This window comes from Pontibacillus salipaludis, assembly GCF_014642405.1.
Classification (GTDB): Bacteria; Bacillota; Bacilli; order Bacillales; family BH030062; genus Pontibacillus; species Pontibacillus salipaludis.
This window is the reverse complement of sequence record NZ_BMIN01000005.1, coordinates 106,854-129,660: the sequence shown is the minus strand read 5'-3', so window position 1 is coordinate 129,660 and position 22,807 is coordinate 106,854. Positions and strand designations below refer to the sequence as shown.

Genomic DNA, 22,807 nt, shown 5'->3' with positions numbered 1-22,807 from the left:
CTCTCTACCCCCTCTTTCCATTAGGCTGATTTCTTATCTTCATTGAAACTTGTTCGGACCATCGTTCCCCAAGATGTCTTCTTACGGAAGAAGTCGATGTGACCTAAGAATCTCCACAGAATCCCAAGTTGTCTATAACCGAAGAACATAAGCACTGTATAGATCAACATCTTAAAGAAATCTCGAATTCTCGGATAACGTTGGAAGGCAATCTCTTCAAGAAGCATGGATCCAATTCCGAGTAATGTTCCGTAAAGAATATTGATTAAGCTGAAGACGAGTAAAATCTTCCAACCTGACATATCCATAAGAGCGTACCCAATTAGAGCAAGTAATCCTGTAATTCTGAAATAAGGACTTAACGTTTCGAAAATGATGTTATAGGGAATTGTTAGCCAACCCATGATCTTATATTTCGGTCGCATAAACATAAAGCGGCCTTCCTCGATCATATTCTTCAAGTTACCGCGACCCCAGCGCTTACGTTGGCTTCCAAGGATTTTGAATGTATCAGGTGCCTGCGTCCAACAAACAGCGTCAGGGCAAAAGGCAACCTTATACGGTAAATTGTTCTCAAGCATGTGACGGTGAAGTTTAATAATAATGTTCATATCTTCACCTGGGTAACCACCTCGGTAGCCCCCTACTTCAACCACATAATCTTTACGGAATACACCGAACGCGCCAGAGACGATAATTAAACCATTTACAGAACTCCAGCCAATACGTCCACCTAAGAAGGCTTTCATATATTCGACTAGCTGCCACATTGGTAGTAGCTTTTTCGGTAGTTTCACATTTTTCACAACGCCATTTTCAATCTTACAGCCGTTTGCAATGCGGACATTCCCGCCAATCGCAACATACTCCTCAGGCTTTTCCATGTACATACGTGCAATTCGAATAAGTGCATCTTCTTCTAATAACGAGTCAGCATCGATAGATGAGATGAGTGGATAACTGGATAAGTTAATCCCTGCATTTAATGAGTCCGCTTTACCGCCATTTTCTTTATCCACGACATAAAGATTTGGATAATCTGGGTTATAGTAAAGCCCTCTCACCTTCGCCGTCTTAATGACATCCTTGATCGATGTTGGCTTGTAATATTGAAGTTCAAATTCCTTAATTAGAACACCAACCGTGTCGTCACTTGATCCGTCATTCACGACGATAACTTCGTGTTTCGGATAGTGTAGAGCGAGAAGTGAACGAACGTTTTCTATAATCGTTAACTCCTCGTTAAACGCTGGTACAAGAATCGATATGGGAGGTACGTTGTTCGATCCCGATAACGATTTGTATTTTGAGAATGTCGTGCTTTTTAGGATTTTAGAGATTTCTTTAAATGAGAATAAGATAATCCCGAAGTAGATCGTGTTGATGGTTAAGACATAATACATTGCGAATATGCCGTAACCGAGTAATATTTCTCTCATGCCTCTCCCCTTTCTACCAATTACATGGCGTCAATAAGCTCTTGGTCTTTGCCGAAGTAGGTTTCATAAATCGATAGTTTACGATGGTAATCCGCTACTTTACGATTCGTAGAATACCCAGCAGCGCTTTCTTTCAAGTATTCATGGATCATTTCAAAAGCGATCGTTCCGTTTCGTAAATTGCTTACTGCAAGCTTACAAAGGGTACGGAAACCAGAATCCCCTAGCTGAGAAAGGCTCTTCGCACTCTTCCTTGCAACCTGTTTATTCTCATCTTGAACACCTAGTTCAAGTACTTCTTGATACTTCTTCACGCCTGTCTGGCCAATCCATTCTGCTGTAAACAAGCGAACTTCTTCATCTTTAAACTTCATGAACTGTTCCATTTCTTGTAACGATGAACCTCCAGAGGCAACCATTAGCTTCGCTGCGTTCATACGAATATCGTAGTCGTTTGAATTGAGGTGAGGCCTAAGGATGGAATGCATTTCAGAATCCGGCTGGTCTCTTAACCCAAACAGTCCCACCTTCGTAAGTTCTGGGTTTGGTTCCTTTAATAAAGAAATGAATGGTGCGTGTAAATCCAAGTCAGACTCTTGAGCAATATCTACAATTAATTGATAGTTATTCTCTTGATCCTTAGCTAGATAGTGAATCATATCATTGACTTGCCCTGTGGATGTTGCAGTTTGAGCAATGGACCTTGCTATGATAAAACGTGTTGAGTCTTTCTTATTTTTATAAAGCATTTTACAAAGGGTCGGAACAGCTTCCGCGCATCGCATAGCCCCTAAGTTATAAGCTGCTTCAAGGCGAACGTAATGGCGCCCACTCTTCAATCGTTTTAAATTGAATTCAATGAGGCCAAGATCTTTACATAATTGGATTAGCTTTTCACGTTGAGCTCCTGATAGACGCTCGATTCGTTCAACTAACTCACGTTGAAAGACCTTCTTCTCAAATGTTGTGAGTTCAGCTTTTGGAACGTGCAACGATTCCTTGGCGTCTAATTGTTGCGTCACGTACTTGAAGTAACTTTCATGTTCTTGCATGACTTTTTCTGTTTTCTTATGTGTTCGTTTCTTCTTAACTTTAATGCCGATAATAATGGATGACATAATGGTCATGAGTCCTGCCAGTACATAAATGACATAAAAAGCCGCTTCTAAATTGAAAAACATACACAGTCCTCCTTTAGTTTGTATAAGCTTCTTTCATGTAATAAAAACTTCTTTTCTTTCGCTCTGAATACTTTACTTTGTTCCATTTATCCCATGTATAAGAGAACGATGTTTCGGCATACCTTCCAATAAGTGGGAGGAAGTTGATCGATTCAACGGATTCGGTCGTAATGCTTGATGACTCCTTTTGATCTGGATAGCTGACAACCTTTCGTTGACTAGGATCAGAAAAGCCGAGTAACGCCCAAGGAATCTTCATCTCGATTACGTTCCCTTTCATGTCCCAAAGGGCTTGCGGATCGTAATCCTTACTCTGGAATGCTCCTGCGTCCCCTCTTTTCAAACCTCCAACGCCTACATCTTCAAACGGATGGGCATGTCTTGTGTTTGGTGGTTCAAATTTAAGACTTACAGGTAATTTCCACGGAACAAACTCTTGATTTAGGGAAGGCTGAGTAGCTTGCTCGTCTTTATACAAACGATGATGTGGGTCATAATCTGATGAGAGCTTAACCTCACCCTCTTTACCACTTAGAGTAATGAGCGCCTCAACTCCCTCTTTTGAAGAAGAGACATCCGAACCACCTGGAAGCGTATCTACACCTAAGCGAAACGGCTCGCTATTTATTTCATAAGCTTCCGACAATTGAGCGTTAACATAGACATACCCTTCATCATGTGTGAAAGAAATTGTTTCTATAGGACCCTTCTTTACGTTATGTGTTTCTACATCTTTAAGGTCATCCCACTCTTCATTGCTACCGTCAATTCGGATGTCATCTTCTAAACCAGGGTACATGCCAACGAGTCCGTATGACGTTTCGCTAGATAGATAGTTAAACCAATAGGCTCGCCGACCCTCTTCAACAAATGGCATGGTGTTCCATGTTTTCTTAAACCATTCATCCTGCCAAGTGAAAAGAGCAGCACCTGCATAGCCTTCTTCAGTGATTAGCTCATACAGTTCAGCGTTCATCTTCCCTTGCTCCTCTTCTGTGTGACCTCCTTGGTCCCGATTGTACTGACCTAAGTGGGCGACACCGAGCGAAGATGGTAAACCAAACTCGGTAATCATGATAGGCATTTCAGCATGATACTCTTTCAATTCTTTGAGGTAGCCTTTGTATGCGTCTGGATTGCCTTCTTCGTTTAACACATCTTCATAAGCTTCACCCAGCCTCAAAAAATCAGGGTAGTAAGGGTAGGCATGGAAGGAAGCAAAGTAGCCTCCGTCCCAGTCCTTCTTCTTAATATGCGTAGCATCAATGCTTACCTTATCTTCCATAATGAGTGGTTCTTCAGGGTGTTTAAGTGGGTCTGTTGTCACCCAATTTGTAAAGGTCATTGGATGCTGCCACCCTTTTTCCTTTTCAAGTTGAGCTGTGTAATTTAAGAGTTCAGAAAGCCAAGATTCAAATGGGTTCGCCTCGTCTGATGCTTTGAAAGACTCCCCCTCAAATACGGCCTCACCTTCGTGAGTGTTGTTTGTGTTTTGAACCATCTTTGGATCCCACTCTGTTCCTAAATGCCAGGCGAGTAAATACGGCGCCGCATTTGTGTCGAATGTTCCGCTTGCTTTCCCCGCTTTTTCTTTAATCGTCGTTTCTCCGTAAACCGCACCAACCGCTCTTTCAATTTCTTTCTTAAAAGCGGATGTTACTTCAGGTGCTAGAGCATCATTTGTTTCATGTAGTTGTTCTACCGGAGACCATACGCCCTGAATGAAATAAAGAGGATCTTCAGGATGGTTACGGTTGAAATCGACTAGCGCTTCGTAAAACACCGGCTCGTGAATCGTATAAATGCGGACCGTATTAACTCCCATATCTTTCATACTTCTAAACCAACGTTTATACGTCTCTTGATCAAGAGGGAGTGATCCGGGATAGTAGCCCGGAAGAGTTGCCCCCAGGTTCACCCCTTTAATAGGAAGAGGCGACCAGGATTCATTTTGATAGATTTCGATTGTTTGTTGTTGGGTACGAAACTTCATCTTTGTGCCGTCTTGCATTGTTTTACTCTCTACGGGCTTACTCGTTGATAACAACGTATAGCTGATCGTTAAAACAACTGCAAGAAGAATAGCACCCACCCCGATCTTCTTGCCTGAGATGACTCTTGCCCCCCTCCTGTTAAGAAGTGTAGTTACATTTTCTTGTTTTTCTTTGTCTGTTGATTTGTTCTTGAAAATTATCTGACAAACATTTAACTTAAAATTGCTACTTGCCTTAGCACAGTTAATAACGTAACACGGTTCGACAGCTGCATCTTCGAAAACCCCACTTCGGAATCACGAATTTCGATTGCGTTGCCCCCCTGTTTCAGCTTTCGGTACTCGAATATGGAGGTACCACGCAAAAGCTTGAACCCTTGTCATAGCTGTTTTTCTCTAATTATGCGGGGGTGTAAAAGGTTCCGAAATGCGGGATTTTGAAAATAGGAGAACGATTCCATTATTGAAGCGCTTTCAACAAAAACAGCTGTTTTACGACATTATTTTCTGGGATGGAGGAACACAATGAGAAAGTCTTTTTATTTGTTTTTGTTAACAGGGGTCGCCTTTATATTACTTGGATTTAAGCATTCCCCAGATACAGATCACGCCATGTATGTTCACAAGGAGCAACTTGCGGGAGAAAGTGACCAAGTTCTTAAGGCAGCGGTGGATCAACAAGTCACCCTTCTTTACGTTGAGCTTGATCAAACCGAGTCCGATTCCTTCTATCAAAGCTTTATAGAACAAGCTAGTGAAAAAGGAATCGATGTATATGCATGGGGCGGAAATCCTTCTTGGGGACTTACGACTCATCAGGACGCCGTCACCGAATTTGCAGATTGGGTCAAGTCCTATAACTCACGATCAGGACAAACCTCTAGTTTCAAAGGCGTCAACATCGATATCAAAGCGTATCACTTACCTGAATGGGACGTGAACCAAGAACGCGTTTTACAGGAGTGGAAGAAAAATATTGAGGCTTTTACTGCTGAGGTAAAAGAATCTGAGTTAGAAGTCACAGCGACGATTCCTTTCTGGCTTGATGTACTTGAAACACCAGGCTCTGATGGGAAGCCTTTTCACGAATGGATGATTCATCAATTTGATCAAACAACGATTTTAGCCTTTAGGGAAACGCTTGAAGGTGATAATGGCATTATGTCGCTCATCGAAACAGAACTAGAAACAGCGGACGAGCTCGGTCGCCCTCTTTTGATTGGGGTCACTATGGAAGACACGGGCCTTGATTACGTTTCGTTTGCAGAAGAAGGAATTGCGGATATGAATATGCATTTAGGGGTCCTTGAAGAGCATGCAGGAGACTATTCGAGTTACAGTGGGACAGCTTTTCAAAGCTATCAGTATGTGAAAGACCAATTGAACCTCAATCCTGAGGAACCAATAGACTCAGGTGAATCAGAGGAAGCACATGAGTCTGTTCGAGGGACTTATATTTGGGAAGCCGAACGTTTGATTCAAGAAGGAGACGACATTTTAGCGTTTGCGAAAGAACAAGATATCAACTTCATTTACGCGCGTCTAGATTTACGCGAACCCTATTCTTCCTATAGTGGATTCGTTCAGAAGGCTCGTGAGGCAGGTATTGAGGTTCACGCAATGGGTGGTCACCCAACTTGGGCCAAGGAGAGCGAACGCTTTCGAATAAAGAAATTAATTGACTACGTGAAAGCCTACAATCAACAGGTATCAGCATCTTCTACATTCCAAGGCATCCATTTAGATATTGAGCCATATGTCTTAGACGAATGGGACCAAGATAAGGAAAACCTCTTATCCCAATGGATTAGCAACTTAGAGTTCTATGTTGAAGAAACGAGACTAAATTCCAACCTTGAAGCAAGCATGGATCTTGCGATGTGGTTTGACGAAGAACCCGCTCCAGGTAAAGGGATGCCATTTAATCGATGGGTCATCGAGACAATGGATCACACGTCTGTCATGGCCTTTCGTGATTTCACCGAAGGCGCTGGGGGAATTATGTACATGGCAGAGGAAGAACTTCAGCACGCAGCTGAATTGAACAAAGAAATCCTACTCTCGGTTGAAATGAAAGAAAATCCGTACGTGAACCATATTTCATTTTACGAAGAAGGCGCAGCCTATATGGAACAAGAAATTGATCAACTAAACACAAACTTAAAAGATCACCCAACCTACAACGGCACACTCGTCCACTCCTACAAATACTGGACCACCGCCAAACCATAAGCTTTACCCAACTAAAGCGTGCCAGACACCCTGCGTTGCTTTAACGCACTGACGGGTGTCTGGCACGCCCTATTGCTTTAACGCAAGAAAGAGGGACAGGCACCTGCACGGTTTTTGCTGTGCGAATGCCTGTCCCTCTTTTTTAAGGCTTTCTTTATTCGTTTATATCTTCATCAGAAATAATGCCAAGTTGTTTAGACTTTAATACGGCTTCAGCTCTTGATTTCACCTGTAATTTCTTAAAGATCTCAGTGAGGTTATATTCAATGGTGCGCTGACTCTTAAAATGATCACTCGCAATTTCTCGGTTACTTTTCCCTTTAGCCACTTCAATCAATATTTTCTGTTCCTTCGAATTGATCGATACATCTTCCTGAATCTCTTCTTGTTCTTCTTCCACTTGCTCTTCCTTAACACCATGGTCCACTTGCACTTCCATACGGCGTAACTGCTTGAACAATTGGATAGGCAATATAACCTTTCCTTTTAGAACCGATCGAATAGAAAGAATGAGCTGATCCCTTGGTTCTGTTTTATTTATGAACCCAGAAGCCCCTGCTTCAATTAGCGTGTTAAAGTATGGGCCAATATCGTACCCCGTATAGATTAAAATGGGCGCCTCTTTCCCAAGAGCGCGAACTTCTTTCACCAGTTCAATCCCATTCATCCCCCGCATACGAAGGTCAAATAGCATCACATCAAAATCTTGCTCCTGTACAAGTGGTAATGCCTTCCCAGCGGCATCCACAATCGTCACTTGCATATCTTCTTCTTTCTCGATCATTACTTTTGTACCTTCCCCAACAGAAGGATGGTCGTCTACTAGTAATATATGAATCATGTACGTCTCTCCCCACAAGTTAAGCTTAAATTGTCTATTTTTTATATGACTCTGTTAATGGAATTGATAGGATGTTTCCGTTAGCTTTTATTGAGAGTAAGGCGGGCCTGGAAACCACTCGCTTTCCTGTGGGGAGCTGGTGAGCCTCCTCAAGCGCTACGCGCTTTCCGGGGTCTCACCTAGGCTCTTCTACCCACGGGAGTCTCGCAGTTTCCAGGCCCACCTTTTCCATATTAGAGGGAACGGAAACATGCGATTTCGGAGAACTGAGCTCCCCACCTACACTACAATTAGAGGGTCCGTTTCTCTCACTATTGCCAGGACTTGCTGGGGGACTGCGAGACTCCCGCGGGGCAAGGAGCCTAGGGGAGACCCCACAGTGAGCGATAGCGAACGAGGAGGCTTCCCAGCCCCCCGCAGGAAAGCGAGTTGTCCCCCAGCAAGTCCAAGCTCTCCACTTGGCAACGGACCTATCTATTCCATAAACAAAGCCATCGATAGTTCTAACCCACCTTCATCGGATGAGAGGAACTCGACGTGTCCTTCTAAACTCCTCACACGTTGGCGAATTCCGGTGAGTCCCATACCTTTCGATAGATCTTGCTTATTTTGGTCAGGTAAACCAACACCATTGTCTTTATAATTCAACACAATCATCCCGTGATCACTCTTCAACTCAAATTCTACAAAACTAGCACCAGAGTGTTTGGATGCGTTATTCAGCAGTTCCTGAACGACGCGGTAGATGGCGAGGGAGTGTTCGTGATCTAGGGATGCTCCAAATCCTTCTGAATGGAAATCAACTTGGTAATCTGACCTCATACGGTAGTAATCCATAAGTTGACTTAATGCCTCTACTATTCCTGTTTCTCGTAAAAATGGAGGTCTTAAAAATGTACACGTTTCCCTGATCTGTTGAACCACTCCAAGCAAGCCTTCTTTCACTTCTGATAATTCTTCCTCAAACTGGTTCGGCATTTCTTTGTCATCCATCATGGCTTCTATTTTTCGGTACCAAACGAGCTGTTCCTGAAGTGCTTCATCGTGCAGGTCAGAGGCAAGGCGAGCCCGCTCTTTCTCAGATAAATTGAATAACAAGCGTGATAGCCAGAGGGGGGCATCGGTATTTTGGTACATAGAACGCTTTAATTCCTCTGTCACCCCTTCAATGAGCTGGAAATTCTCATAAACAATACTTGTATAATGAGCAAGCATTTGAAGCCAGTACCGTTCATCTTCGTTAAAAGGCGTATGGTTTACTTTCTGATCTACCCAAAGTAAGTAAAGGGCATCGTTACTCTCACTTACAAGAAAACACATCCCCTGATGAATCTTCACGTAGTCACCAGGTGCTTTCATACGGATTCGCTTATCCACATTTTCACGTAAAGCAATAACAGAGATCGTCTCATCCCCTTTGATCTCCTTCACATCCCACGTGTCTTTCCCATATTTCACAAGCGACACCCGGTTGACCGGCAAAACAGACTTTACTTCCTCGATCAACCGATCATCAAGCTCATCCCGATTTAACAACTTCGGTAAATCTTTCGAAAATCGATCAAGGCTAACCTGATAATTGAACTTCTCCCCAAACAGCTTAGGGCGTATATGTAATTTATCCTCTAAATAAAATAACAAGCCAAAGGAAACATAGAGCAAGATCGCAATACGAATCCACTGCACGACTGTAAACGAAGTTGCGACAACGAGTATACCAAGAATAAGGACCGTAAAGACAAGAGACAAAAAGGAATAATAACGAATTCTACTATTAATAAAATCAATATCAAATAACCGATTCGATAAAATGAGATATAAGAAAAACAACGGTAAAAATAACAAGAACACGGATGTAATGGAAGCAGGTATAATGTCTATTCCAATAATGGTACTCGGCATGGCTGTTAACAAAATAAAAGGAAGAAAAGAAATCACAATCCCAAAAATCATATTTTGAAAGACAGCTTTATGGGTCGTCTTCCGGTAACTAATGTATCGAGTAATTAAAATATATAAACATAAAAAGATCCCAAAAGAAAAACCAAACAATTGTAACTGTCTGATCAGCGAGTACCGATCCCCAATTGGGATAAAAATAGAGTAGGTATCCATTCCTACGATAAATAAATTAATCGTATAAAGAGATACAAGCATCCTACGACTGACAAGCTTAATCGCATATCGTTTAAAATAATGGCTTAAAAAATGCAAGAATAGAGCTGGCACCAATAATAAGGACAAGCCATTAATAAAGCGAGCCAAATCATCCGTCCTGGCCGAAGCTCCCGCACTAATATACCCATAACCCACAACAAGCAGGAACGCCGAAAACATCAACGCTGCTCGATCATCTCTTTTTTTCATATAAATAAATGCGCTAAACGTAAAGAGAACAATAAACACAAGAGCCGGTATGACCGTATGATACAGAAGTGTACTTGATAATATGGGCTCTTGATCTTCCACATCATACTTTTCCATAACTCCATCTTGAATCACTTTAATTTTTGAGAAGTTATCAATGACTCCAAACTTTCGGATTGAGCGGTGGGCTCCAGGGGGAATTCCATTCAGGTCTACAATTTTATCCCCTTTTTCAATCCCTTCTTCACTTGCCCAACCAATCGGATCCACATTTGTTACAACCCAATCACCCTGTTCGTCTTTCTTTACATTTAAACCAACATAAGGCTCAGTTATCGTTACATAGGAGAGATAAAACGCTATAGCAACGATGGCCATCCCCACTAATAGAATAGTGCGGGTACTTTGACGATGTATTTGCATAGAACCACCTTTTTAACGAGAAAAAATAGCCAGAGCATCTCTGGCTATTTCTTCTACAAAATCGATTGTTTCTTTTACTTCCAGAATGACATTTTCATTATTTCGCCTGTGTTCTCTGAATCAAACACGTCCGCTAATGCAAGCTCTTCTGTCTGAGATAGACCTTCAAAGCGAACCGCTCCATCTTTCCATTGCTTAAGAAGATCCGGATTTCCGACTAATTTCTCCACCACTGTTTGTAACATGACACATTCCTCCTATTAATTCCCCTATATTTTATTAAACTCACGAAGCATTCTTCATGAGGTATTCCTAAATAGATTGCATGACCTTAATCAGTTGGCCTTTGATCTCTTCTTGTCCATCCACGTCCTGTACCTTTTCAATAGCCCTTAACTGGTAAACCCGTTTTTTCACCATTGAATAGGTTATAGCAGACGATCTGGACGCCCACTCAAAGACCTCCTTCTTTCTCTCTAAGAAAGCATCTTCTGTAATGACCCCGCTATAATAGTGCCGAAGCCAGTCTGCTTCCTCTCCCTCATGTTCCATCAACTTAAGGGTCGGAAGCGTTCGCTTCCGGTGCAAGATATCATTCGTTGGATCGAGTCTTAGAGCATCGTCTATATCATTAGCAAGCTGAGCGGCACAACCAAACTCAATCGCGTAGGCTTTCACGAGCTCATCATCTTCCCCTTTTCCCAAAAGCGTTCCAACCATACAGGCTAGGGCCATGAGAGAACCTGACTTGTGCTCAATCATCCGGAAATACGTTTCTTCAGAGTGAATCGATTCTAGTAGGTCATGATGCTGGCCTGTTACCGCTCGCATTCCTGATTGAGATAGACGCGCAACCGCTTGTCCTGACGAATCCACTCTTTGAAGCATAGAAGTAGCGAGCATGATCAGGGCCGTCGAACCGTTCATTGAAAGGGCGATGGGCTCTTTTGTCCAACGCTTCTCTGATCCATCCTGGTCCTCTAGGTCATCCAGTATATCCAGAGCTAATATAAACGCTTCAACCGCAGCAACTGATCGAAGAGCCACTGAACGGTCCTGCCCGCCGAAAAGGGCATAATGAAGATGAACCATGCGACCAAAGGAAAACCCTTCTTCTTGTTTATGACTCACAAATGTTCCGAGTAATTCAACTAAGTCAGCGTCCCTGAACTCTTTATTAATCACGTTCAGAAGATGTTCTCCAATCTCATCATCTGTAAATACGTTCATTCTGTATCTTTTCCTTCCTTATAAAAGGAGCTTGTTCATCCCTGTTTCATATTCTTAAAATTCAAAAATAGACTACCACACTTCTCGAATCATTGAATAGGTATTAAAGTAACAGGGATCAGCATGAGGGAATAAATTCCTAGTTAATTGTAAAGAAACCGTTCACACCGCTATTCCCAGCATCCCAAACTAAACTTCACCCTCAAAAGGTACCGCTTACATTACAATTGTATTTCGAAAATAAGTACTATTTTCCGAGTTCATTCGATTTAGGTTGTCGAATTTTTTTAGTCCATTTTCTCCTTCACATCCACAAAAAAGCAGACCCCTTATTCCTAAAAGGTCTACTTCCTATGTGCAATAAAGGGATCACATTTTTTTATACAAACTTTAACGACATCTTTGACTTCAAAATGATAAGAAAGTAATTGGTTGCCGTTTCGACAAGAACCGAAGTTTTTCTCTTCTTCTGAACTAAAAATCCCAGACCTCTCAGGCCTTTGATTTTCCTATGAAGATCGCACATTATATGAATACGCTTGATCTTCATCAATCATCTTTTTCGCTGCATAAATTAAGACAAACTGTATGATAATGACCGGCAATCCCATTAGACCTGAGACAACTTCAAGGGGCGCCAAACCTCCGATTCTCATTAGAACGAGTGCTAACGTCGTGATAACAGCTGCGATAATAATGCGAAGGTTTTTTGGTGGCTCGTATTTACTCATATCTCTTGTACTTGTGTAGGCTGCCACTGTATATGTCGTTGAATCGAGTGTTGTCGTTAAGAAAACAAGCGCTACAATCATAAAGATCACAATCGCCACTTCCCCAAATGGAAGCGTTGATAGAATCTCTGGAATCGCAGCCATTCGTTCTTCTTCTTTTACAAGATTCAGAACTTCCATGTTCTCTTTCAAGTAGCGATGAATGCCGAGTCCTCCTAATACTCCAGTAGCCAACCAAGATATAAGGGTTGGAGCTAATAAGTAGGTTAAGATCATCTCTTTAATCGTGCGTCCTTTCGAGATCTTGGCTGCAAAAACACTATGAAGCATCGCCCAAGTGGCACTATAAGCAAACCAAAAAACAGTATTACTCTGGATGTGGGAAGCCTCTCCCTGCTGAAAAGAATTCGTGTTCAATGATATATTAAGATAATGGGATAGCAAGAACGAGACGCTATCAAAGAAGTAGTTAAGTATAAAGACACCAGGCCCCGCCACAATAATGAACACAGCAAAAAGGCCTGCTAAATACATATTAAAGGTACTTAAACGCTTGATCCCTTTTTCAATTCCTAAATAAGCACTGAGTGAAAACAGGAACACCCATACGATCGTAACAACAATTGTTAAACCAAACGTAACCTCCATATCGAACAAGGCGGATAAATTATGCGTAATAATGGGTGCGCCAAGCCCTAATGTGACAGAAGCACCGGCTAAAATACTAATGAGGAAAAGGGCATCAAGCATTTTCCCGCCCAAACCGTTCGTAAACCGGTCACCAAATAATACGCGACAAGCCTCTGAAATTCGCATAAGCGGACGCTTTTTCACATGTAAGATGTAGCCCATTGCCGGAGCAATCATAACGAAGATCGCAAAAACCTGAAACCCCCACAAAAACATGCTATACGCGTTCCCCCAAAGGATTGCTTGAGCCGTTCCAGGCTCTACACCCGCTGGTGGATCATTCGCCACAGATGTCCATTGCAGCATTCCAGTACGCATAATAGTTGACCCCACTCCCATGGCGATCAAGATCGATGCATACTCAAACAGTGTGAACCTTGGCTTTTCTTTCGGGTCCCCTAAGACAACTTGACCATACTTTGAAAACGAGAAATACAACCCAGCCCCAACTAAAAGAATGCCATACCAAAGATACCCCCAGCTAAACATATCCACAATAAATGAAAAAATCGAATTCAGCATGCTTAGTGATTCCTTTTCGTAAAGAGCAAATGGAATGCTAATCGCTACAATAATAAGTAATGAAGGAATAAAAATGCTGTAATCAATCAACTTTCTCCGCTTCATATAAACCCTCCTATGTAAACGTGTTCCTAATCCTCTACCCCAAACAAATCCCAATTAAAAGGAAAATTACTATTTTTAAATAATTTATTAAGTAAAAGGTCACTTTTTCATACTAAAGCGTGCCAGACACTCTTTGCTTGAATAAAGCACTAAAGGGTGTCTGGCACCCTTTATCTCTTTTCTACGTTAAAGCATATATACAGAATATGGACAGTCTAGAAAAAATAAATAAAGCATCCCCCTTGAAATCTTCTCTCTTACCTTGTAATATAGAGAATACAAATTGATCCCCTCGCTCAATGAGGGAGCCGAGCCCTGCCATGTACGTCATTTCAGTATGTCTCAAACCGATGCTTGAACACAGGGATCTTTACATTTCATACTTGCCAACAAGCCCATTCTTTTGGGAAGTTGAATGGTATGATGCGAGAACCCACCTGCCTACGCGGGTTTTGAGGCAACAGAAAGACGGCAGAGCGGGACGGCTACATAACTTCGACTTTTACAACCTCTTCACATTGTGGAGAGGTTTTTTTGTGACGAGAATCATTTTCAAAACTCACTCTTGTTGGGTGGGTAAATCAAATCTTTATAAATCAAAATTTTGCCCAAACATTTTTTTTCATGCAACGTACGATATACAGAATCTAATAAAGGAGATGATTATATGGCAAATGGATTTTTAAGAGATTTCGTACAAATTATCGGAATTGCAGATCCTTCTGAATTTCCTGTTATCGGGGAAGATACTCGATACACCCAGTTCTCAGTTTTAGAAAGGTTAGAAATCCCCGAAGTTAAACCAGATGTCGAACAGATCAACACACTTCTTATTGAAGCTGAAATTACGAGCACCCGTAACATATTTACACCTATTGGGGTAAAAGTAGTAGTTGAAGGAATCCTTCGTCAAAAAGTAATCTACACCGCTTTAGTGGAAGACCAATCTGTCCACTCCGCTCATTTTGAACACCCATTCTGTACGTTTATTGATATACCTTTAGATGTTCCAGCAGGTCAAACGGTCCCTGCATACCTTGCCTCTCTAGGTTTATCGATTAACGACATCCTTGCCTCTGAAGTTGATATCCTAATTGAAGATGTTGAGATTAACCTTCTTGATCCTCGTACTATTAGCAAGTGTGTTATTTTATTCACTTACGCAAACTTAAACCCAGCATTATTCCCATTAACATGTGACTGCTCATTTACTGCAACTGGTTTGACTACAACAATTGATATCCTAGGTCTAACAGGAGTAACTGCGACACTTGACACTAGCATCTGTCCGGGCTGCGACCCAGACGGTAGTCTAATAAACCTAAACTTAGCTCTCCTAGGTGTGCTAGATTTAGACATTAACGTTGATTCTAGTTTAATTACAGATATTACTTGCAGCCCTGATAATACTACACTCACAGTATTAGCAGCAGGCGTAAACGGGGGAGCATTAGGTACAAACTTGGATCTATCCCTAGTTATTGATACAACAGCGGACACCGCTACTCTAGTCCTTTCTGCTCTAGGTACGGAAGTATTAAATGTAACCTTCCCAACTCTAGGTGGGGCTACTATCACGGATTGCCCATAATATAATAAAGAAAGGATGAATAAAATGGCTGACGGTATTTTAAGAGATTTCGTACAGATTATTGGTATTGCAGACCCGAGTGAATTCCCAGTAATTGATGCAGATAACCCGAGCACACAAATGGCAATTCAAGAGAGGTTGACGATTCCGGATGTAAAACCAGATGTGGAGCAAATTAATACATTGCTTATTGAAGCAGTGATTACAGGCACAAGAACCATTTTCACTCCGACTGGTGTTAAAGTAGTGATTGATGGCTTCTTGCGCCAAAAGGTAATCTATACTGCACTTGTTGAACAACAATCTGTTCACTCGGCACACTTTGAACATCCGTTCTGCACCTTTATCGATATTCCGCTAAACGTTCCTCAAGGAGAGACAGTGGAAAGCTTTCTTGCTAGTCTAGGACTTTCATTGAATGATGTATTAGCCGGTCCTGTAAATATTTTGATAGAAGATGTTGAAATTAACCTACTAGATCCGCGGACTGTAAGCAAATGTGTCATTGTGTTTGCATACACAACTGTGAACCCAGCTCTAGTACCTTTTCTTGCCTAAACAAATAGTCTTTCTGCTAGCTAGCAGAAAGACTATTTTTTGCTTTAACTCCTCACTCCGCCCTCCAGTTCACATACACTATACTAAGTCTAAAATTAAGGAGTGTTAACATGCCTTCAATACCTTATAACGACATGATTTCATACAACGGCATTGCATCTAATAACGAGTTCCCCGAATGCCCTCTTGCGTATAAACAATTTACTATTATCGAGAATGCCTACGTACCTAAGTCTAAGCCTAACATTGAAGAAGTCAACAGCATTAGTGCTTCGGTCATCATCAAAGAAGTTAAATTAATTAATTCCCCCTATGATACTAAACTTTTGGTAAGTGGGGTTATAAAACAAAAAATTATTTACACCGCTCATAAACCAGACCAGCCTGTGCATAACTTTCATTTTGATATACCCTTTTGTGAATTAATCATATTAGATGGGAAACAACACTGTCACGATTCATTTGAGGTCCAGGCTTTTATAGAAGATATTCATGTCTTTTTCACCGGAAAGCGTAAATTGAAAGTATGTAAAGTTATATGCCTTTGCGTAACACATAAAAAAGGCAATCTCACTAACCCAAAGCAAGGTTGTAATTTCGAGCATAAAGAACATTGGGATTGCTAAGAAGGAGTTTGAGAGTCCATAGAGGCAGTGCTATGCCTACAATTAGGAAGTACCTCTATAGAATAGTTTGAGTAAAACCTAACTAACAAATATTAGAATGACTTTACATTTGGAGGTGTTTTTCTTATGGGTTCGAAAAGAAAGAGAAATTTTTCACTTAAAGCTTAGGAGTGGATGATCTAATAAGGAAAATGATGCAACTTTATTGAACCTTAAATGTCATTTCTACAGGATCATCACCTTTCTCCATAAATTGAAATAAGATCTTATATATTTGGTAATGGTCTGGCTAAATCAACGATACCAACCTCTACTACCTTAGAGGTGCCGATTACTTGGGGGAAAATAATCGCTACAATAAATTTGTTCATAAAACGTTGCATAACTTAATCCTTCCCCCCTATTATATACACTATTTCATTAAAAAAGGGCATAAAAAAGCTACCATACAAAAGGATGGTAGCTTTGAGGATAAATTATGATGCTTGTGTTTTCCCTTCACCTAGAGCTTGAAGACGCTCGTTCCACTGTTCTTCCGTTAAGTCGTGCTCAACGACATAGCGGTTACGGTGGTGAGAGCGGCACTCCGGGCTACAGCCACGAACATATTTGTGCTCATTCTCTTCTGAAGTAATAATTTGTTTATTACATTCAGGGTTTGCACAATTAACATAGCGCTCACAAGGCTCTCCGTCGAAGTAGTCTTTCCCTACAATGTTGTGTTCAACCTGGTTAATCGGTACACTAATACGCTCGTCAAAGACATACATTTGACCGTCCCATAGTTGACCTTGTACTTCAGGGTCTTTCCCGTAAGTGGCAATTCCTCCGTGAAGTTGTCCTACATTGTCAAAGCCTTCACGCTTCAACCAACCAGAGAACTTCTCACAGCGGATACCACCTGTGCAATACGTTAAGATTTGCTTGCCTTCAAGCATTTCTTTGTTCTCGCGTACCCAGTCCGGAAGTTCACGGAACGTTTCAATATCAGGACGAACCGCACCACGGAAGTGTCCTAAGTCATATTCGTAATCGTTACGTGCGTCGATAACAATTGTATTTTCTTCTTGCATACGTTTATAGAATTCTTTCGGGTCTAAATACTCACCGGTTAAGTCATGTGGATTAATATCATCTTCTAAACGAAGCGTTACTAGCTCAGGACGAGCGCGGCAGTGCATCTTCTTGAATGCATGACCCTCACTTGCATCTACTTTGAACGTAGTGCCTTCGAATAGTGGATGATTTTTCATATCTTCCATATATTTTTCTGTTTGTTCGATCGTACCAGAAACCGTACCATTGATTCCTTCACTTGCAATCAGGATACGACCTTTCAAGCCAAGCTCTTTACAATACTCTAAGTGCTCGCTTGCTACTTGTTCCGGATCATCAATCTGAACATATTTGTAATACAATAACACCTGGTAATTTTGTTGTTTTTCCATCTTAATTCCACCTCTATTTATATTTGCAGGATATAAAATTAGGCTACAATGAAACCAATCATATAATCACTACTACAACACTATATTTTATACACCCTCCCCCCTAAAAGTCAATCTCCATTTTCTTGGAAGACCCTTTAGCAAAGTAAAGCTTGCCAGACACCCTTCTCTCCTTTAACGTACTGATGCGTGCCAGGCACGCACCTTTTCTTTAAAGCACTGAAGGGTGTCTGGCACGCGTTGCTCCTTTAAGGCGCTGAAGCGAGCTGAATCTTTATGTTTTATGAGGGCGATACAGGGGGAAGTGTTTAGTAACAAATACATTTAATCTATTTAAAGGAGTTGATGATCGAATGGGACTGTTATCGAAGGCATATAAGGCTACGAGGTTAAAGAACGATGCGAGTGCCGTGAAGCATGGACGTGGCGGTGAACGGATGAAACATCGCGCAGCTGAAAAAGGGATTCGCAAAGTCGTAAAACGCGTCTTTAAATAAACATAAACAAAAAGCAGGAAGCACGTTCAACAATAAACGAGCTTCCTGCTTTTTTAGATTCTTACTATTTCTGCAGCGCCTTCTGAAAAGCCTGAGGGATTTTGGTTTCGAACTTCAATACTTTCCCCGATGTAGGGTGCTCAAAAACAAGCGCTTTGGCATGCAAGCCAAGGCGTCCAATCTGATTAGAAGTTGCTCCGTATTTCTTATCTCCCACGATTGGATGGCCAATGTCTTGCATATGGACACGAATCTGATTTTTACGACCCGTTTCAAGCTCAAGTTCCATTAAAGAAAAGTACTTATTTCCCTTTAACTTCTTATAATGAGTTACCGCATGTTTCCCGTCATTTTTACGCTGACTCGAATACATTAAAAATGTTTTCGTTCCCTTTAACCAGGACTCGATTTTTCCTTCAGGCTTCTTCACATACCCTTCCACTAATGCAACGTACGTACGCTCTTTGACCATGTCTTTCCAGTTATCCTGAAGCTTCAATTTCGCTTCTTCATTCTTCGCATACACCATAATTCCTGAAGTATCACGGTCTAAGCGGTGAACGATAAACACACGGTTCTTCAGCTGCTCGCGTTTCACATGCTCGGTTAATTGTTTATAAGCCGTTTGTTCCTTTTCCTTATCTGAAGCCATCGATAACAAACCAGAATCTTTATCAATGACGATAATATCATCATCTTCATGAAGAATCTTCAATCCACTAAACGTAACCTTCGACGGTGCTGGTGTCTTTAACACCTTAACCGTTTGTCCTTTTTTGATCACGGTACTATGCTTTGTCACGGGTTCATCATTTACGACCACTTGGCCTCGGGTTAGGAACGATTTGATCGAATTTCGACTCTTGCTTTTTATAGAATCCATTAAAAACGGTAGTAATTCAGTTGTCTCATGAACGTCAAATGTAAAGAGAGGTCCCTTTTTCTTTCTTGGTGTTGGTCCTTTTTTAGCCACAGTATTCCTCCTCAATGTATCCTTGTAAGCGTACCACGTCCAAAGAGGAGGTGCTACACCAATCTATATTAATCCTGAGACGTACGGTAGTAGAGCCCCATTGGGAAAATTCGCTTTGCTTCGTTCTCCTGCAAATTCTCATCCTTAAGACCGTACGTAATCATGTTAATGCGGCTGTCCATCATATCAATCTGATGCACAACTTCTGCTTCTAAAATCTTGCTCTCAACAGGACTTCCGTATTCCAGCTTCCCGTGGTGAGCATTAATCACGTGCATAAGTTCGTACACCTCATCCGCTTCCTTACGCGTCCACTGCATCTCATCTTTTAATACCTGCACTTTGCGATCGATGAACATGTTAATAATCGTAATATGTCCCAGGAAATTACCGACCTTAGAATAGTCAGGCGCGAAGTAATTCGTATACTCGACCACTTTCCCCATATCGTGAAGCGCAATCCCAGCCATAACGAGGTCCTTCTTCACTTCCTTATACTGACCGGAAATATGATCGCCCAGGCGTAGCATCGATACTGTATGATACAGCAATCCACCTGTAAAGCAATGGTGATTCGACTTTGCCGCCGGATAGGTAATGAACTTGTCTTTATGCTCATCATACAAACGCTGACAAATCTCCTTCAGAACCGGGCTCTCAATATTTGCAATATAATTTTCATACTCTTCTCTTAAGCTTTCAATTGGCTCCGGAGCTGATTCTAAATAATCTTCAACCTGAACCACACCTTCTTCCGGAAAACCAAACTCGTCAATCGTCAACTGAAGCTGCTCGCGATATTCACTCAATTTCCCTTTAATGTGAAGCACATTTCCATTCTCAAAAACCTTCTTAAGCTGAGCCAGGTCATGGTTGTTAAATTTATTCTCCCAAAGCTTTGTTGAAATACTTTTCTCCTGCTTGCCTAATGTAATATTAAAAAAAGGCACGCCACCTTTTGTTGTTGCTTCTTGCGCTGATTTCACAAGGGCGTAGCCATCAAAATAAAGTCCTGATTCATTTAATTCTTTAAAATCTGTAATCGTCATGTCGTTCTCCTCCTCTAAATCCTATCACGAAGTCATGTGAACCCATTATATCAGGATACACCTCCGACGGATAGAACCGATCTTTCCTCAACCAACTTTTGTTTAGTCTGGAATCTTATGGGTATATGTTTATTAGACAAAGGCCGGCCTTCCTAAATCATTCAAGTACGAAAGGAGAAACACATGAAGAAAGTCACATCTGTTTTTTGGATTACATTAGCCATTACACTCGCCGCATCCCTATGGGGTGTACTAGCACCTAAAAATTTTGAAACAATATCTGGAAATGTCAAAACATATATTTCGATTCACTTCGGTTGGTATTATTTATTACTTGTATCGATTTTCGTCCTCTTTTGCCTTTATATGATTATAAGTCCATTTGGCAAAATAAAGCTTGGAAAACCAGGAGATAAACCTGATTATAGCTATTCCACATGGTTTGCGATGTTATTTAGTGCAGGTATGGGGATTGGACTTGTATTCTACGGGGCTGCTTCTCCCGTTTCCCACTATATCTCAACACCTCCAACTGCTGAGGCAGGAACAACAGAAGCGATTCGCGATTCGATGAGGACAACCTTTTTCCATTACGGCGTACATGCATGGGCGATTTATGCTGTCGTAGCGCTCGTTCTCGCCTATTTTAAATTCAGGCACGATAAGCCAGGTCTTATAAGTGCGACACTTGAGCCTCTCTTTGGAGAAAAAATGAAAGGGCCAATTGGCAAAACAATTGATGTAATCGCTGTTTTCGCTACCATCGTCGGAGTTGCCACAACGCTTGGATTTGGCGCAGCACAAATTAATGGAGGGTTTACATACCTTCTAGGCATTGAAAAACAATATTGGATTCAACTCGTTATTATTGCCGTCGTCACCGTCTTGTTTATGCTGTCGGCCTATACTGGCTTGAGCAAAGGAATTAAATATTTAAGTAATGCCAATATGGGGATCGCTGCCGTATTATTTGTTGCCATGCTCATTATTGGACCTACTATGTATATCTTGAATTCGTTTGTAGATACACTCGGGAACTATGTTCAAAAGCTACCAGATGAAAGCTTACGCATTTCACCAAATAACGATGAAGAACGGCAGTGGATTATGGACTGGACCGTATTCTTCTGGGCATGGTGGATCGCCTGGGCACCATTTGTAGGAATCTTCATCGCTCGCGTATCAAGAGGGCGCACCATTCGCGAATTCCTATCTGGCGTTCTCCTCGTTCCGTCCCTAGTCAGTTTCCTATGGATGACAACGTTTGGGATCTCAGGCATTCAAGCACAAAAAGACGGAGCAGATATCGCAAAGCTACCAGACGAACAAGCGCTTTTCGGTGTGTTTGACCAGTTCCCATTTGCCGTCGTGCTCTCAGTACTCGCTATGATGCTCATTGCCACTTTCTTTATCACATCAGCCGACTCAGCCACATTCGTACTCGGCATGCAAACAACAAACGGGTCCCTAAACCCACCCAAAACCGTAAAATTCGCATGGGGCGTTTCCCAATCCACCATCGCAGCCGTCCTCTTATACACCGGAGGACTAACCGCCTTACAAAACGCCCTCATCACAGCAGCCTTACCCTTCTCCTTCATCATGATCCTAATGGTCTTCTCTCTCTACAAGGCCTTACAACAAGACAAAAAAGAACTCGACCAACAAAAAAACAAATCAACATCAAGCAGTTACTCGGCTTAACAAACTAAGGGCACCTTGTACAAGGTGCCCTTAGTTTTTCCCTGAGAAAGAGGATTGTTTCCTTCTCGATAAGCTAGAGGAAGGTAGTCCGAGAAATCACTCGCTTTCCGCGGCGAGCTGGGAAGCCTCCTCAGTCGCTTCGCTCCCTCCGGGGTCTCCCCTAGTTTAAAAGCGCGGGCGTGGTGCGTAGGACCGTACGGACAAGACACCTTTTTGGAAAAGGCGTTTAGCCTTTGTAAAAAAGATGACTTGTCTCGCTAGGTCCTCCACGCCGGAACTAGACTGGCTCCCACTGCCACAGGAGTCTCGCAATTTCTCGGACCACCTTGACCATATTGAGAGAAGCGGAAACGCGTCATAGTTGAGATAAAAAGCTAAGATAGGATGATTCTAATTAATTGAGAAGGAAAGTTCACCTTTTATTATATTTTTAGAACCCACTCAGGTTTCACACCACTTCATTAAAAAGTGGATGCTCGAAACATTGCCCAAGCGAGGCCGTTAACCAATATAACGCCGGGGGGGTGTCTGGGGAACGGGGAGACTCCTGTGGGAGAAAGAGGTCGACGAGACCCCACAGGGCATGCCTTTTGCCCGAGGAGGCTAG

17 protein-coding genes and 1 other RNA gene are annotated in these 22,807 nt (G+C 41.9%); 7 read left to right on the top strand and 11 right to left on the bottom strand.

Translation table 11 applies throughout. From position 1 onward, the window contains the following. Window positions 1–20: 20 nt before the first annotated feature. Genes IEW76_RS07800 through IEW76_RS07790 form a run of 3 tightly spaced genes read right to left on the bottom strand, consistent with a single transcriptional unit; the run spans window position 21 to window position 4,712 of the window. Complete coding sequence (locus IEW76_RS07800; protein WP_084599517.1) at window positions 21–1,439, bottom strand: glycosyltransferase family 2 protein; 1,419 nt, start codon at window positions 1,437–1,439, stop codon at window positions 21–23. 20 nt (window positions 1,440–1,459) lie between these two features. After that, the gene (locus IEW76_RS07795; RefSeq protein ID WP_188652555.1) at window positions 1,460–2,620 is read right to left on the bottom strand and encodes a HEAT repeat domain-containing protein; all 1,161 of its coding nucleotides are present in this window, start codon (window positions 2,618–2,620) and stop codon (window positions 1,460–1,462) included. Between the two features lie 13 nt (window positions 2,621–2,633). Further along, window positions 2,634–4,712 (bottom strand): hypothetical protein, encoded by a 2,079-nt coding sequence (locus IEW76_RS07790; protein WP_229721159.1) that lies wholly within the window; start codon window positions 4,710–4,712, stop codon window positions 2,634–2,636. A gap of 426 nt (window positions 4,713–5,138) precedes the next feature. Between IEW76_RS07790 and IEW76_RS07785 the strand changes: the two genes are divergently transcribed. Next, complete coding sequence (locus IEW76_RS07785; protein WP_188652553.1) at window positions 5,139–6,845, top strand: hypothetical protein; 1,707 nt, start codon at window positions 5,139–5,141, stop codon at window positions 6,843–6,845. 154 nt (window positions 6,846–6,999) lie between these two features. On the opposite strand, the gene IEW76_RS07780 is transcribed toward IEW76_RS07785, so the two are convergent. The 5 genes from IEW76_RS07780 to IEW76_RS07760 all read right to left on the bottom strand — a co-directional run bounded on the left by IEW76_RS07780 (window position 7,000) and on the right by IEW76_RS07760 (window position 13,754). Next, a complete protein-coding gene (locus IEW76_RS07780; RefSeq protein ID WP_188652551.1) occupies window positions 7,000–7,686 on the bottom strand; it encodes a response regulator transcription factor in 687 nt (228 codons plus the stop codon). Between the two features lie 474 nt (window positions 7,687–8,160). Continuing rightward, complete coding sequence (locus tag IEW76_RS07775) at window positions 8,161–10,476, bottom strand: sensor histidine kinase (protein WP_188652549.1); 2,316 nt, start codon at window positions 10,474–10,476, stop codon at window positions 8,161–8,163. Between the two features lie 74 nt (window positions 10,477–10,550). Continuing rightward, window positions 10,551–10,721 (bottom strand): competence pheromone ComX, encoded by a 171-nt coding sequence (gene comX / locus IEW76_RS07770; protein ID WP_188652547.1) that lies wholly within the window; start codon window positions 10,719–10,721, stop codon window positions 10,551–10,553. 67 nt (window positions 10,722–10,788) lie between these two features. Continuing rightward, window positions 10,789–11,706 (bottom strand): polyprenyl synthetase family protein, encoded by a 918-nt coding sequence (locus IEW76_RS07765; protein ID WP_188652545.1) that lies wholly within the window; start codon window positions 11,704–11,706, stop codon window positions 10,789–10,791. 509 nt (window positions 11,707–12,215) lie between these two features. Beyond that, the gene (locus IEW76_RS07760; RefSeq protein WP_188652542.1) at window positions 12,216–13,754 is read right to left on the bottom strand and encodes a BCCT family transporter; all 1,539 of its coding nucleotides are present in this window, start codon (window positions 13,752–13,754) and stop codon (window positions 12,216–12,218) included. Window positions 13,755–14,063: 309 nt separating this feature from the next. Here IEW76_RS07760 and ssrS point away from each other — a divergent pair. The 4 genes from ssrS (at window position 14,064) to IEW76_RS07740 (ending at window position 16,529) form a co-directional block, all read left to right on the top strand. Continuing rightward, window positions 14,064–14,241, top strand: a non-coding RNA gene (gene ssrS / locus IEW76_RS07755) — 6S RNA. 180 nt (window positions 14,242–14,421) lie between these two features. Next, the gene (locus IEW76_RS07750) at window positions 14,422–15,345 is read left to right on the top strand and encodes a DUF3794 domain-containing protein (RefSeq protein ID WP_188652540.1); all 924 of its coding nucleotides are present in this window, start codon (window positions 14,422–14,424) and stop codon (window positions 15,343–15,345) included. Window positions 15,346–15,369: 24 nt separating this feature from the next. After that, a complete protein-coding gene (locus tag IEW76_RS07745; RefSeq protein WP_188652539.1) occupies window positions 15,370–15,903 on the top strand; it encodes a DUF3794 domain-containing protein in 534 nt (177 codons plus the stop codon). 110 nt (window positions 15,904–16,013) lie between these two features. Further along, window positions 16,014–16,529, top strand: a complete 516-nt coding sequence (locus tag IEW76_RS07740) for a DUF3794 domain-containing protein (RefSeq protein ID WP_188652537.1) — start codon at window positions 16,014–16,016, stop codon at window positions 16,527–16,529. Window positions 16,530–17,005: 476 nt separating this feature from the next. On the opposite strand, the gene trhO is transcribed toward IEW76_RS07740, so the two are convergent. Beyond that, window positions 17,006–17,977, bottom strand: a complete 972-nt coding sequence (gene trhO, locus IEW76_RS07735) for an oxygen-dependent tRNA uridine(34) hydroxylase TrhO (RefSeq protein WP_188652535.1) — start codon at window positions 17,975–17,977, stop codon at window positions 17,006–17,008. A gap of 353 nt (window positions 17,978–18,330) precedes the next feature. On the opposite strand from trhO, the gene IEW76_RS07730 reads away from it, so the two are divergent. Beyond that, the gene (locus IEW76_RS07730) at window positions 18,331–18,474 is read left to right on the top strand and encodes a hypothetical protein (protein WP_156969144.1); all 144 of its coding nucleotides are present in this window, start codon (window positions 18,331–18,333) and stop codon (window positions 18,472–18,474) included. A 64-nt stretch (window positions 18,475–18,538) separates the two neighbouring features. Here IEW76_RS07730 and IEW76_RS07725 read toward each other — a convergent pair whose 3' ends face one another. Together IEW76_RS07725 and IEW76_RS07720 are read right to left on the bottom strand one after the other, a co-directional pair. After that, window positions 18,539–19,447, bottom strand: a complete 909-nt coding sequence (locus IEW76_RS07725; protein WP_229721158.1) for an RluA family pseudouridine synthase — start codon at window positions 19,445–19,447, stop codon at window positions 18,539–18,541. A gap of 68 nt (window positions 19,448–19,515) precedes the next feature. Beyond that, a complete protein-coding gene (locus tag IEW76_RS07720) occupies window positions 19,516–20,496 on the bottom strand; it encodes a 3'-5' exoribonuclease YhaM family protein (protein ID WP_188652533.1) in 981 nt (326 codons plus the stop codon). Window positions 20,497–20,679: 183 nt separating this feature from the next. Between IEW76_RS07720 and IEW76_RS07715 the strand changes: the two genes are divergently transcribed. After that, window positions 20,680–22,200, top strand: a complete 1,521-nt coding sequence (locus IEW76_RS07715; RefSeq protein WP_188652531.1) for a glycine betaine uptake BCCT transporter — start codon at window positions 20,680–20,682, stop codon at window positions 22,198–22,200. Window positions 22,201–22,807: the final 607 nt, after the last annotated feature.

Coding starts and splice junctions, on each gene's coding strand:
- IEW76_RS07800 (WP_084599517.1), bottom strand. CDS start 1,439: ATGAGAGAAATATTACTCGGTTACGGCATATTCGCAATGTATTATGTC.
- IEW76_RS07795 (WP_188652555.1), bottom strand. CDS start 2,620: ATGTTTTTCAATTTAGAAGCGGCTTTTTATGTCATTTATGTACTGGCA.
- IEW76_RS07785 (WP_188652553.1), top strand. CDS start 5,139: ATGAGAAAGTCTTTTTATTTGTTTTTGTTAACAGGGGTCGCCTTTATA.
- IEW76_RS07780 (WP_188652551.1), bottom strand. CDS start 7,686: ATGATTCATATATTACTAGTAGACGACCATCCTTCTGTTGGGGAAGGT.
- IEW76_RS07775 (WP_188652549.1), bottom strand. CDS start 10,476: ATGCAAATACATCGTCAAAGTACCCGCACTATTCTATTAGTGGGGATG.
- comX (WP_188652547.1), bottom strand. CDS start 10,721: ATGTTACAAACAGTGGTGGAGAAATTAGTCGGAAATCCGGATCTTCTT.
- IEW76_RS07765 (WP_188652545.1), bottom strand. CDS start 11,706: ATGAACGTATTTACAGATGATGAGATTGGAGAACATCTTCTGAACGTG.
- IEW76_RS07760 (WP_188652542.1), bottom strand. CDS start 13,754: ATGAAGCGGAGAAAGTTGATTGATTACAGCATTTTTATTCCTTCATTA.
- IEW76_RS07750 (WP_188652540.1), top strand. CDS start 14,422: ATGGCAAATGGATTTTTAAGAGATTTCGTACAAATTATCGGAATTGCA.
- IEW76_RS07745 (WP_188652539.1), top strand. CDS start 15,370: ATGGCTGACGGTATTTTAAGAGATTTCGTACAGATTATTGGTATTGCA.
- IEW76_RS07740 (WP_188652537.1), top strand. CDS start 16,014: ATGCCTTCAATACCTTATAACGACATGATTTCATACAACGGCATTGCA.
- trhO (WP_188652535.1), bottom strand. CDS start 17,977: ATGGAAAAACAACAAAATTACCAGGTGTTATTGTATTACAAATATGTT.
- IEW76_RS07730 (WP_156969144.1), top strand. CDS start 18,331: ATGGGACTGTTATCGAAGGCATATAAGGCTACGAGGTTAAAGAACGAT.
- IEW76_RS07720 (WP_188652533.1), bottom strand. CDS start 20,496: ATGACGATTACAGATTTTAAAGAATTAAATGAATCAGGACTTTATTTT.
- IEW76_RS07715 (WP_188652531.1), top strand. CDS start 20,680: ATGAAGAAAGTCACATCTGTTTTTTGGATTACATTAGCCATTACACTC.